This is a genomic window from Pedobacter steynii, assembly GCF_001721645.1.
Lineage (GTDB): Bacteria > Bacteroidota > Bacteroidia > Sphingobacteriales > Sphingobacteriaceae > Pedobacter > Pedobacter steynii_A.
Genome location: NZ_CP017141.1, coordinates 3,249,214 through 3,261,669 on the forward strand (window position 1 = coordinate 3,249,214; position 12,456 = coordinate 3,261,669).

The window sequence follows — 12,456 nt, forward strand, 5'->3', positions numbered from 1 at the left end:
ATGCATTTTAAAAAAAATATCATTGCCACTATTATTTTCCTTTTATTTCAACTGGCTGATAGTACAGCAAAACCACTTAATCATACGTCAGAAGGCAGGGAAACCATTCCGTTTAATCAGAACTGGCAATTTTATTTTGCATATAACTTTGAACAAGGCATAAAAAAAGAAACCGTTAACCTGCCTCATACCTGGAATGCAATGGAGGTGCTGAAGGGGGTTCCTGATTATAACCGGACTTCAGCTATTTATGAGAATAAACTCCATGTGCTCCCGGAATGGGCGGGTAAACGGCTGTTCCTATATTTTGAAGGTGCAAATAGTGTGGCAACAGTATTTGTCAACAATAAATCTGTAGGTACGCACAAAGGCGGATATACGGGTTTTGCTATGGAAATCACCCGCTATGTTAAACCCGGAGAAAACGCGGTCATGGTGCAGGTGAGTAATGCTTACCGCATGGACGTACTTCCTTTACATGGTGATTTCAACATCTATGGGGGGATTCACCGTCCGGTTTCTCTAATCCTCACGGATAAAAACTGCATCAGTCCACTTGATTATGGTTCATCGGGTGTTTACCTGAAGCAGAAGCAGGTATCTGAAGCTTCCGCAGAAATTGAGGTTTTAACGAAATTATCTTTATCAGACAATAAAGACCTGAGCCTGAGAAGTACACTTTTAAACGGTAGTAAAAAGGTGGTTACCTCCCTAACCAGTAATATAGGAGCAGAAAACAATCAGGAATTAAAGCAATCCATAAAGTTGGAGAAACCACATTTGTGGAATGGTAAAGCGGATCCTTATTTATACGAGCTAAAGGTGGAGCTCCTTCAGAACGGACGGGTTATCGATCAGCTCTCTCAGCCCCTGGGTTTGCGTTATTTTAGTGTAGACCCGGATAAAGGCTTTTTCCTGAATGGTAAATACCTGAACCTTTATGGAACAGGCAGACATGAGGACGTATCTGGAAAAGGATCATCCTTAACTGATGAAGATCATGAGCGGGATATGGAATTGATGAAAGAACTAGGAGTAACGGCTGCACGTTTAACCCATTATCCTCATAACAAGCATTTTTATGACCTTTGCGACAAGAATGGTATTGTGCTCTGGTCCGAGATTCCTTTTGTTGGTCCGGGCGGATATACCGGAACTGGGTATGTAAAAGATCAGGAGCTGGAGTCTAACATCAGACAAATGCTGAAAGAGCTGATCCGTCAGAATTATAACCACCCTTCAGTTTGCTTCTGGGGGCTATTTAACGAACTGAAGCTAAATTTTGACGATCCACAGCCTTTCATCAAAGAACTTAATACGTTGGCCAAACAGGAAGATCCGGGACGTTTAACAACGTTGGCATCCAACCTGGGGAGCAGTTCCTTTACTGATCTTACCGACCTGATGGGATGGAATCAATACTTTGGCTGGTATGGCGGGGAATTTGAACAGGTCGGCACATGGGCAGATGACACCCACCGCAATCTACCTGGCAAACCGGTTTCGATCAGTGAATATGGAGCAGGGGGAAGCCCTTTTAAACACACGGAAGGATTAATTAAACCAGAAGCAAAAGGTAATTTTCATCCCGAAGAGTGGCAGACTGCTTTTCATGAGAAACATTGGGAGGAACTAAAAAAACGGCCTTTCTTATGGGGTAAATTCATCTGGGTATTGGCTGATTTTGGTTCTGCAATCCGAACAGAAGGAGATGCGAACGGTATCAATGATAAAGGACTGGTTACTTACGACAGGAAGATCAGGAAAGATGCATTCTATTTTTATAAAGCCAACTGGAATCCGGAGCCGATGGTTTATATCGCAGAACGAAGAAACACCAATCGTACGAAATCCGTTACTTCGGTAAAAGTTTTTAGCAATATGCCGGATGGGGAACTTTGGGTAAATGGAAAACGGATTGGAAAGAAAGCAAAAAATGAATTGAATACCATGATCTGGGAAAACGTACAGCTGAGCAAAGGCAATAACGATATTGTAGTCAAAACAAAGCAAAAAGGAAAAGAATTCAGCGATAGCTGCGTTTGGAATCTGGAATAACTAAACCACCAGGGATTTTTTTAGGGCTGTATCCTATGATGGTACAGCCTTTTTTATATGTTAATATTTATTTAAAGGTGATATCCCTGACTTTGCATCTCAGTAGCAATGAAACGGTGGTACTGTTCAGTATCCAGTGGATAATCCCAGCAACCCATTCTATGGTAGAGCTCACCCCCAAAACCGGTTTTAAACTTATATAGTCCATGAAGGGGGTGGGAGGGATCAGGGTTTGGCGCCACACCAAACATATCATATTCTATACACCCCTTGTTTTTAGCAATCTTCATGGCCTCCCATTGCAGGGCATAAGTGGCCATGTAATTCCGGTTACTGGAAGAAGAAGCGCCATAAAGATAGGTGCCTCTCTGTCCGGAGATTACCAGGAACATCGCAGCAAGTGGTTGTCCTTCTGTTTCTGCAAGTAGTAACTCTACCTCTGCCGGGGAGGAGGTATCTTCTGCACGGGCAGAAAGTACGGTCCTGAAATAGTCGATATCGTTGATGTGAATGCGGTTCCGAACTGCTGTTTCCTGATATAAGGCATACCAGATGTGTAGGTTTTCCATGCCTACTTTATTTACCCTGACACCTTTTCTGTAAGATAAATTGATGTTGTATCTCGTCTTTGATTTCATGGAGCCCAGCAAAGCATCTTCTTCTTTTTGTAAATCCAGAAATATGGTATTTGAAGGCAGGATATCCGAATTTGTTTTTTTGAGGTTCCAGTTCTCTGTATTGAAGTTAAAACGAAACTCCTGATATTTTTTCTCCGGCGGGCCAATCCAGTTTTGAAAATCATCAAAATGATCGTCTTCCTTAGCCCAATGGGATTCCCATGCCAGGTCATATCGGATTAAAATACATTTTGAAGGAAGGTGAGAGCGAAGATTTTCAGATAGTTCTTCCAGAAACTTACCCTGATATTCTTCGTTAGGTTCAATTTCAGGCCCGTAAGGGACATAAGCAATGCTGTATTCACTGTCCAGGGCCTGGAGTAAGACCAGGAAATCAGCGTGGGTAAACTTGTTGCTTAAGGTATCGTGGTAGATATCTTCGTTTTTTACCTTGAAGTTAAATGCTTTGGATTGGAGTCCTTGTTGGGTTTTTACTTCCGACCAGAATGCGGTTTGCTGAATAATTGAAGTCTCATAAACTTCTTTAATGTCTTTTTTATCAATAGCTATATTCATCTCTTTCCTTTCTGGCCGCAAAATTCGGGAATTATAGCATAAGAAGCCAATAATTAATCTTTTGCATGGTAACAATGTCTGCACCGGGGCTCATAACTGTCTTTCTCTCCCAAAAGGATTTTTGATTCATTCGCTACTGTTCTGTAGGAATATACAGCAGGACTTCCGCAACGTACACATACTGCATTTACTTTGGTAACCAGTTCAGCTATTGCCATTAATGCGGGCATGGGACCAAAAGGTTGACCACTAAAATCCATGTCTAAACCAGCAACAATGACGCGGATTCCTTTTTGTGCCAGCTTATTGCAGACATCGGGAAGATTTTCATCAAAGAATTGTGCTTCGTCAATTCCGACTACCTGTACATTCGTGTCCAATAATAAGATGGCTGATGAGTTTTCTACAGGAGTGGATTGGATGGAATTCTTATCGTGGGAAACAATAGCAGTTTCATGATATCGGGTATCTGTTGCAGGTTTGAAGATCTCCACATTCAGTTTAGCGATCTGGGCCCGCTTTAACCTTCTTAATAATTCCTCTGTTTTACCCGAAAACATAGAGCCGCAAATTACCTCTATACTACCGCAAAACTCTCCTCTTCTGTAATTTTGTTCGCTAAATAACATCTATGGTTTGATCTTTATAGCCGACTAATATCGAAATTTTGTAGTATTTTTGAGTACCAAGTTACCAACATAAAACATTCATTCTGTCGTTATTAAGCTATGATGAACCAAGAAGATATTTTTAAAAAGATAGGCCTGATCTTAGATGAACTTCAGGATCAATACGAGTTTTTAGCAGAAAACCCAAAGCAACTCAATGAGTTAGAACTGGAGCTTTTTATGGCTAATGCCAACTTTTTATCGGATCATGTTCAGATTGTAAGAAAATTAAACAGTACCAGGGTCATGAAGGAGATTCCGGAACATACGGACGCACTTTCCGACCATGTGGAAGAAAAGGTATCGAATCATCAGGAAGATCTGGCCTCAGCGGCAAAGGAGATTCAGGACGAACCAGCAGAGGAGTATAGTAACAACAATGTTGTTGAGGAAGAAACGGAAGCGGTATTGGTCCTGGAGGAAGAGGAATATCAGCAACAGGAAGTTGTCGAATCACCAGTGGAGCGGGAATCGTTTAAACTGGATAAGGAACCTTCTACGTTTGAATTTATTCTGAAAGATGTTGGCAGTACAGATCAGTTTGAATTTGAAGAAAAGTCAGTAAATGAAATTTTTGACCGGCCTTTAAGCAAGGAGGAAGAGGAAGTCATTGCCCAAAAGAAAAGAATAAAAGAGCAGGAAGCCCAGACAAAGACAGAAATAGAAAGGGCAGATGAGCTTGGACCAGAGCCATTCCTGGTAGCCAAGGAAGAGGATGTTGTTCCTCAGGCAAGTACTCAGTTGGTACTTGACGATTTTGAACGGAAAGAAGTTCAGTTCGTTAAAAGCGAAGAGCGGACTCCGGAGCTCCCTCTGGTAAACGAAAGACCGGAAGCGGCCGTTTCGAAAGTTGAAGAAACTGCAAGGCCTACGTTAAACGAGCTGCTGGCCCGTCAGAACGGAGCCGGTAACCTCAATGCTGAAAACAGCAGAAATACCATTACCGATTTGAAACAAGGGATCAACCTGAATGATAAAATGTTGTATATAAAGGACCTGTTTAATGGCTACAATCTGGCTTATGCAGAAGTCATTGACCTCTTGAATAAGATGCCGGACTTTAAAGCAGCAGATTCTTTTTTACAAAATAATTATGCGCTAAAGAACAACTGGGCATCCAGACAGGCAACCGTTGATAAATTTTATGAATTGTTAAACCAACGTTTTCCGGCTAAATAAAGCCCATTCTGTTTGAATCCAGTTTCAGGAAGATAAAAAGCAACACGGTAAAGCTCCAAAGAGAGGAACCTCCATAGCTGATAAAAGGTAAAGGAATCCCGATAACCGGAATAATTCCTATAGTCATTCCTATGTTGATAAATACGTGGAAAAAGATAATACTGGCCACACAATACCCATATACCCTGGAGAAAGTAGAACGTTGTCGCTCTGCAAGATTAATGATCCTGAGTAGCATGAAAATATATAGCGCAATCACGGTGAAGCAGCCCGCGAAGCCCCATTCTTCGCCTATAGTAGAGAAGATAAAGTCTGTACTTTGCTCCGGAACATAACCATATTTTGTTTGTGTTCCCTCTAAAAAGCCACGCCCGGTCAATTGTCCGGAACCAATAGCAATTTTAGACTGTATGACGTTATATCCCGCACCTTTAGGATCTGTTTTAAGACCTAACATGATTTCAATCCTCGTACGCTGATGCGGTTCCAAAACCTTCTCATAAGCCAGCCTTACCGTGAACAGGTAAAGAATCGCGACTACCGTAACGATGATACTGGAAAACATAATCTTTTGTTTTCGTCTGTTCTGATAGATAAACAAACCACCTATCGCCAGGATCAAAGGAACTAATATGGTCATTGGCACCAGGAAATCGGCAATAAACAGCACGATCATTCCCAGGAAGATGAGCAGGAAATACCCAGATAAGCCTTCCCTGTATAGAGGGAACATGAACGATAAAAAGACCAGAGCAGAACCTGTATCCGGTTGCATCATAATCAGAAACATTGGAATTCCAATGATTACTCCGGCAAAAAATATCGATTTAACGTCTCTGAGTTTAGGATTGAACGTGCCCACATAACGGGCAACGAGGAGTGCCGTGCCAAATTTGGCCAGCTCAGAGGGCTGTAGCCTGAAACTTCCCAATGGGATCCAGGCCTGGTTTCCAGCTACTTTTCTTCCCACAACCAATACGGCGACGAGCAGCAACAGTGTCAGGCCATAGACAATGGGAGAGAAGACACTGAAGAACTTTGCATCCAGTAACAGGATAGAAAAACCGAGAATGAGTCCGGTAACGATATACATCAGTTGCTTTCCGTAATTAGTGGCCAGGTTAAATTCGGTAGCTACTGATCCATTATAGATGGAAGCAAAAATATTCACCACACCAATGGTACACAAAGCGACATAGAGCAGGATCGTGATCCAGTCTACATTAAAGAAAAACCGATTTCCCTGTTGTGTGCTCATTTTGTCGTTTGGATTGGGTTAACAGTTGGATTAGGTTTAGTCGTTTGAGCCGGTTTAGCAGGAGGGAGAACTACCCCTTTCGATGGTTTCTGCGTATTTTTTAAAATAGAATCTTTCTTAGCCGAATCTGTCAGTAAAGGCTTCAGTTTTACTTTTGGTTTTGGGGGCACCGGTAAAATTACCTGTTTTTTCATCCATTCCACACTTGCTCTTCTGCCTACAGAAATACTGTCTTTCAGGTACTTTTCAGTAATGTAACTGCCGATGGGGGCGGCATAGGAGCTACCATAACCGGCATTTTCTACAATCACCGCAATAGCGATTTTAGGATTGTCTCTTGGGGCGAAACCAATAAACACAGAGTGGTTTTTTCCACGTGGGTTTTGAACAGTACCTGTTTTACCACACATAATGATGTTAGGAATCATCGATTGTCTGGCAGTACCCCATGGTGCACTCACTGCATCCTCCATCCCATCAATTACCGGTTCGAAATGTCTGGCTTCCACATCTACATAATTCTTCCGGGCATATTCCTTTTTGATTACCTTTTTCTCCCCGATGGCTTTGATCAGATGGGGTTTTATATAATATCCACGGTTGGCAATGATGGCCATAATGTTTGCCATTTGTAGTGGTGTTGCATCCATTTCTCCCTGTCCGATACCCAAAGAAATTACGGTGGTATATCGCCAGGATTTGCCATATTTTTTATTGTAATAATCTGCTGCATATAACCTTCCGCTACGTTCTGATGGTAAGTCCACACCAAGCTTTTCTCCCAGGCCGAATTTTTTTACTTTTTCTCGCCAGGCATCGTAAGCGATTCTTTGATTGCCGAATTTTCTCTGTGTAATCAGTCGCTGAAATACATTGAGCGCGTAGGTATTGCAGGATCTTGCCAAACCTTTACGTAAGGCAATAGGGCCGTCAACATGTTCGCACTTTACCCTATGGTTTCCCGCCATGTAATAGCCTGGACAGTTGAATGTGGTGGTCGGATCGATAACACCTTCCTGTAAGCCCAATAAAGCATCTAATGGCTTGAATGAGGAACCCGGAGAATAATAGCCTTGTATCGGACGCACTGTAAATACCCGGTTCGGGTTTTTCTCCTGATTGATCAGGTCCATATAATTGTTTCCCTGTTGTCTTCCTACCATCAGATTGGGATCATAACCAGGACTGCTCACAAAGGCGAGGATTTCACCCGTAGCGGGTTCGATGGCAACAATACTTCCTACCTTGTTCTTCATCAGTTCTTCTCCCAGTTTCTGAATACGGAAATCCAGAGAAGAAATGACCCGTTCACCAGATCTGGCAAGGGTATCAAATTTACCTTCCGCATAACTTCCTTTCGGTACATTATGAGCATCATAAAGCATGTTGATAATGCCCTTTTCACCCCGGAGCACATCGTTGTATTGTCTTTCTACACCTGCCTTACCGATATAGTCGCCGGGCCGGTAATAGCCGTCACTCTCCTCAATATCTTTAGGCGACACCTCTTTTACATAGCCAAAAAAGTGACCCGCTGCACTATCAGGGTAATACCTTACTGTACGACTTTGAACAAAGAAACCCGGGAAGCGGGAAAGTTGTTCGGACAGGGCCGCATAAATCTGTATGGAAAGTTGCTTTTCGAAGATGCTGGGTTGATACCTGGACTGAACTGTGGCTTTATTCAGGCTCTTTTTGAAACGCTTCATGTCGATGCCGACAATGTTACACAAGGCAAGGGTATCAAATTCTTTCACCTGATTGGGAATGACCATAAGGTCATATACCGGTTCATTCTGAACCAAAACTTTTTCATTCCTGTCGAGGATAACCCCTCTGGCCGGGAAAGTATAGATTTTTCTCAAGACATTACTCTCTGCAGAAAGGAAATACTTATCGCTGGCCACCTGAATATAGAACAGTGTGCCCAATAAAATTAAGGCAATAGCGATAAATAAACCCTGTATGATATATTTCCTGTTAAACAGATTGTCCATTAGCGTGCCTTTCTGTTATAGAATATAAATTCTATTAAGATGATTAAAAATAAAGTAAATATCGTGCTGAACAGGCATCTGAGCAAAGTATAAGAGAATTCTGTTAACCTGAACGTCTCTAAAAAGAAAAGCACAAGGTGATGGGCAGCGATACAGAGTGCGGCATAAATGCTAAACCATTTGAAACCCATATTCCCAAGCGTAGGCTCTGGTTCATCAAAATTATCTTTGTTTACAGTTACCGCAATAAATGAAATCCTGACGAATGCAAGCGTCACACAGGCTGCTGCATGTACACCCATGGTGTCATAAAAAGCATCGAGTGTTAAACCTGTAGCGAATGCAATCAGGTACAAGAGCAGGTTCGGGGTTTTAAAAGGAAGTAAGAGTAAAAAAAGAACGTATACAAAAGGAGTAGCTAAGCTATAAAAGCTCAGATTCCTAAGGAGTAATATCTGAATAAAAAGTAGTAAGAACCATCTGAAGATGTTTACCAATATTATTTTACTGTTCATTTGGCAATTTTGATTCTAAGCTTTTTTGTTCCTCTGCTAATTTGTCTTTGATGATGTATACGTACTGTAAGGTACTAAAATCATTGAAGAGTTCGATTTCTATGGTCAGAAAGTTGTCTCCTGTTGCAATTCCTGTATTGCTTACTCTTCCTACCGGAATGCCGGGAGGGAAAGATGAAAATCCTGAAGTGACTACTGTATCTTTCAACGCAATCTTAAAATGATTGGGTACATCCTTAACATAAGCTTTTCTGAAATCAGCATTTTTTGTGCCCCATACTAAAGTCCCTAAAGCATTGTTTTTCTTAAGGGTTACGCTCACTTTGGTGTCTTTGTGCAGTAGGGATGAAATTGTGGCTAAATGATCTGAAACATCTCTGATGTAACCAACTACGCCTTTACCCGGAGAAATTACGGCCATTCCACTACTGATGCCGTCGGCTTTTCCACGGTTAACCGTGATGACGTTGTTTCTTAAGGTAATAGAGTTTTTGATAACCCTGGCAGAAATGTAAGTATATTGAGATTTGTTGAGGGTATCTTTAACCACTGCAGTTTTAGCGCTGTCAATGTTTCTGACCGTCAGCAACTCGGTCTTTAGTTTTGCATTTTCTGATGCAAGACTGTCGTTTACATCGCCCAGATTGATGTACTTTTTAAGTACATTCAGGTTGTTGTAAGCCTTTCCAACCACCTGATTAGTGGAATTTACGGCTACACTTCGCTGATAAGAGTTATTGTTTACTGTCAGATAAAGTCCGATAGTAAAGAAAATGATGAAAAAGAAAAATGCGTTATATCTGCTTATAAAAATCCAAAGGTTACGCATACTTTTCGATTTGAGTTCTGATTTAAGTTTTAACTGTTAAGTTTAAGTTTTAAGGTTTGCTTAAAGCCGAAGGCCGGAACTTAACAGTTAAAACTTAAACTCAGGACACTTATTGCATTAAGAATTTATAACCGCCGATATTTTTCAAAGCGATCCCGGTTCCACGTACTACAGCACGAAGCGGGTCTTCAGCAACATGCACAGGCAGTTTTGTTTTTGCCGCTACACGTTTATCCAGGCCACGAAGTAATGCACCACCGCCCGTTAAATAGATACCGGTCTGATAGATATCCGCAGAAAGTTCAGGTGGTGTAATCTCTAATGCTTTAAGGATGGCCTCCTCAATTTTTGAAATGGATTTATCTAAGCAGTGTGCAATTTCAGTGTAAGACACCGTGATTTGCTTAGGAACACCGGTCATCAGGTCTCTTCCCTGTACTGCAAAGTCTGCAGGAGGATCGGTTAGCTCTGGTAATGCAGCCCCAACTTCAATCTTGATTTTCTCCGCGGTACGGTCACCGATCATAATGTTGTGCTGACGACGGATATAATTCACGATGTCTGAATCGAAGTTATCTCCGGCTACACGGATAGACTGGTCACATACAATACCTGATAAAGCGATTACAGCAATCTCAGTCGTACCACCACCAATATCAATGATCATGTTGCCCATAGGTTCTTCTACATCAATTCCGATACCCACAGCTGCTGCCATTGGCTCATGAATCAGGTATACTTCTTTGGCTCCTGCAATTTCCGCTGAATCTCTTACTGCACGTTTCTCTACCTCAGTAATTCCTGAAGGGATACAGATCACCATTCTCAACGAAGGGAACATCCATCCTTTACCACCATTCAGCATACGGATCATCCCTTTGATCATCGCTTCAGCAGCGTTGAAATCAGCGATTACACCGTCTTTCAATGGTCTTACCGTACGGATATTATCATGGGTCTTACCTTCCATTTGCATGGCTTGTCGGCCAATAGCGATAATTTTGTTTGTTTGTCTGTCAAAAGCAACGATGGAAGGTTCATCTACCACTACTTTATCATTATGTATAATCAGAGTGTTAGCCGTACCTAGGTCGATAGCTACCTCTTGTGTAAACCAATTAAATAAACCCATTTATAGGTGATAATTTAAGTATTAAAAATTCTGTATACTATAGTAATGTAAAACTACGTCTTTTTATTGTATTCGCAGTTAAATAAAATTAGTGTTTAAAATGTCTAATACCTGTGGTAACCATTGCGATGCCCTTTGCATTTGCCATGTTGATGGAGTCTGCATCTTTAATAGAACCTCCTGGTTGTAAAACGGCAGTAATACCAGCTTCAGCAGCAATTTCTACGCAATCAGGGAAAGGGAAAAATGCATCAGAAGCCATTACTGAACCTTCCAGTGCAAAGTTAAAAGCATGTGCTTTAACGATGGCTTGTTTCAGGGCGTCTACTCTTGAAGTCTGTCCTACACCACTTGCCAGCAACTGGTTGTTTTTTACAAATACAATGGTATTAGATTTAGTATGTTTTACGATCTTATTGGCAAAGAAAAGATCTTTCAGTTCTTCTGCTGTAGGTGTTTTTTCCGTAACGGCCACCATCTGGTCAGTATTTTCGATGATCAGGTCTTTATCTTGTTCGATAACACCGTTTAATAAGGTCTTGAATTGTTTTTTGCTCAGCTCAACATCATTTCTTTGCAAAATTACCCTGTTCTTTTTAGCGCGGAACAATTCCACAGCTTCCGGCTGATAAGAAGGAGCGATCAATACTTCAAAGAACAGTTTGTTAATTTCCGTAGCTGTGGCCAGGTCAATTTCGCGGTTTGCGATCAATACCCCACCGAATGCGGAAACAGGATCACAGGCAAGGGCGATGTCCCAGGCTTCCTTGATCGTTGTTCTTGAAGCAACACCACAAGCATTGGTGTGTTTTAAGATGGCAAATGTAGGCTCTTCGAATTCATCGATTAAAGCTACAGCAGCATCTACGTCCACCAGGTTGTTATAAGAAAGTTCTTTCCCGTTTAATTTGGTAAACATGGCATCTAAATCGCCATAAAATACCCCTTGCTGATGTGGGTTTTCGCCATATCTTAAGGTTTGCGCAGTGCTTAAGCTCTGTTTGAAAACATGAAGAGGTTCTTCAGTGTTGAAATAATTGAAGATGGCTGTATCGTAGTGTGAAGAAGTATGGAATGCCTTTTTAGCATAGGCTTTACGTTGTGCTAAAGTAGTTTCTCCGTTTTGTTCTTCTAATTGTTGTTGTAAGTTGCTGTAGTCGTCTTTTGAAGCAAGGATCACCACATCATTGAAGTTCTTTGCAGCTGCTCTGATCAGAGAGATACCACCAATGTCAATCTTTTCAATGATTTCTTCTTCAGTACCACCTGCTTTTAAAGTTTCTTCAAATGGATATAAGTCGACAATAACCAGGTCGATTTCAGGAATCTCATATTCGTTGATCTGTTGCTGATCTGAATCCAGACCTCTTCTGTTTAAGATCCCACCGAAAACTTTAGGGTGTAATGTTTTTACTCTTCCACCTAAAATAGAAGGATAACCTGTAAGGTCTTCGACCGCTGTAACCGGTAGGTTTAGGTCTTTAATAAATTGTTCTGTACCACCAGTAGAGAATAACTGTACTCCCTGCTTAGCGAGCAGGCGAACTAAAGGTTCTAAACCATCCTTGTAATAAACTGAAATTAAAGCGTTTTTGATCTTTATCGATTGACTCATTAGAGAAAAATT

10 protein-coding genes are annotated in these 12,456 nt (G+C 41.4%); 2 read left to right on the forward strand and 8 right to left on the reverse strand.

Going from position 1 to position 12,456, the window contains the following annotated elements; genetic code table 11:
• Positions 1-2,058 carry a glycoside hydrolase family 2 protein gene (locus BFS30_RS13545; protein WP_069382434.1) on the forward strand — a complete coding sequence of 686 codons (2,058 nt, stop codon included), beginning with the start codon at positions 1-3 and terminating at the stop codon, positions 2,056-2,058.
• A 71-nt stretch (positions 2,059-2,129) separates the two neighbouring features.
• Here the strand turns inward: BFS30_RS13545 and BFS30_RS13550 are convergent, their stop codons facing one another.
• Complete coding sequence (locus tag BFS30_RS13550; protein ID WP_069379777.1) at positions 2,130-3,251, reverse strand: lipid II:glycine glycyltransferase FemX; 1,122 nt, start codon at positions 3,249-3,251, stop codon at positions 2,130-2,132.
• Between the two features lie 53 nt (positions 3,252-3,304).
• Positions 3,305-3,880, reverse strand: a complete 576-nt coding sequence (locus BFS30_RS13555; RefSeq protein ID WP_069379778.1) for a thymidine kinase — start codon at positions 3,878-3,880, stop codon at positions 3,305-3,307.
• Between the two features lie 99 nt (positions 3,881-3,979).
• Here BFS30_RS13555 and BFS30_RS13560 point away from each other — a divergent pair, with 99 nt between their 5' ends.
• On the forward strand, positions 3,980-5,098 hold the full coding sequence (locus BFS30_RS13560; RefSeq protein ID WP_157262917.1) for a hypothetical protein: 1,119 nt from the start codon (positions 3,980-3,982) through the stop codon (positions 5,096-5,098).
• On the opposite strand, the gene rodA is transcribed toward BFS30_RS13560, so the two are convergent.
• The 6 genes from rodA to purH all read right to left on the reverse strand — a co-directional run bounded on the left by rodA (position 5,091) and on the right by purH (position 12,444).
• Positions 5,091-6,356: a rod shape-determining protein RodA gene (gene rodA, locus BFS30_RS13565; RefSeq protein ID WP_069379780.1), complete on the reverse strand. Its 1,266-nt coding sequence runs from the start codon at positions 6,354-6,356 to the stop codon at positions 5,091-5,093. The genes BFS30_RS13560 and rodA overlap by 8 nt on opposite strands.
• On the reverse strand, positions 6,353-8,353 hold the full coding sequence (mrdA, locus tag BFS30_RS13570; RefSeq protein WP_083252043.1) for a penicillin-binding protein 2: 2,001 nt from the start codon (positions 8,351-8,353) through the stop codon (positions 6,353-6,355). Before mrdA ends, rodA begins: the two co-directional genes overlap by 4 nt.
• Positions 8,353-8,868, reverse strand: a complete 516-nt coding sequence (mreD, locus tag BFS30_RS13575) for a rod shape-determining protein MreD (RefSeq protein ID WP_069379781.1) — start codon at positions 8,866-8,868, stop codon at positions 8,353-8,355. Before mreD ends, mrdA begins: the two co-directional genes overlap by 1 nt.
• Positions 8,858-9,697, reverse strand: a complete 840-nt coding sequence (gene mreC, locus BFS30_RS13580; RefSeq protein WP_069379782.1) for a rod shape-determining protein MreC — start codon at positions 9,695-9,697, stop codon at positions 8,858-8,860. The genes mreD and mreC overlap by 11 nt, the downstream gene beginning before the upstream one ends.
• 109 nt (positions 9,698-9,806) lie before the next feature.
• Positions 9,807-10,829 (reverse strand): rod shape-determining protein, encoded by a 1,023-nt coding sequence (locus BFS30_RS13585; protein WP_008246482.1) that lies wholly within the window; start codon positions 10,827-10,829, stop codon positions 9,807-9,809.
• An 88-nt stretch (positions 10,830-10,917) separates the two neighbouring features.
• Positions 10,918-12,444 (reverse strand): bifunctional phosphoribosylaminoimidazolecarboxamide formyltransferase/IMP cyclohydrolase, encoded by a 1,527-nt coding sequence (gene purH / locus BFS30_RS13590; protein ID WP_069379783.1) that lies wholly within the window; start codon positions 12,442-12,444, stop codon positions 10,918-10,920.
• Positions 12,445-12,456: the final 12 nt, after the last annotated feature.

Bases quoted from the DNA above. Each gene is read 5' to 3' on its own strand.
- BFS30_RS13545 (WP_069382434.1), top strand. From the start codon at position 1: ATGCATTTTAAAAAAAATATCATTGCCACTATTATTTTCCTTTTATTT.
- BFS30_RS13550 (WP_069379777.1), bottom strand. From the start codon at position 3,251: ATGAATATAGCTATTGATAAAAAAGACATTAAAGAAGTTTATGAGACT.
- BFS30_RS13555 (WP_069379778.1), bottom strand. From the start codon at position 3,880: ATGTTATTTAGCGAACAAAATTACAGAAGAGGAGAGTTTTGCGGTAGT.
- BFS30_RS13560 (WP_157262917.1), top strand. From the start codon at position 3,980: ATGATGAACCAAGAAGATATTTTTAAAAAGATAGGCCTGATCTTAGAT.
- rodA (WP_069379780.1), bottom strand. From the start codon at position 6,356: ATGAGCACACAACAGGGAAATCGGTTTTTCTTTAATGTAGACTGGATC.
- mrdA (WP_083252043.1), bottom strand. From the start codon at position 8,353: ATGGACAATCTGTTTAACAGGAAATATATCATACAGGGTTTATTTATC.
- mreD (WP_069379781.1), bottom strand. From the start codon at position 8,868: ATGAACAGTAAAATAATATTGGTAAACATCTTCAGATGGTTCTTACTA.
- mreC (WP_069379782.1), bottom strand. From the start codon at position 9,697: ATGCGTAACCTTTGGATTTTTATAAGCAGATATAACGCATTTTTCTTT.
- BFS30_RS13585 (WP_008246482.1), bottom strand. From the start codon at position 10,829: ATGGGTTTATTTAATTGGTTTACACAAGAGGTAGCTATCGACCTAGGT.
- purH (WP_069379783.1), bottom strand. From the start codon at position 12,444: ATGAGTCAATCGATAAAGATCAAAAACGCTTTAATTTCAGTTTATTAC.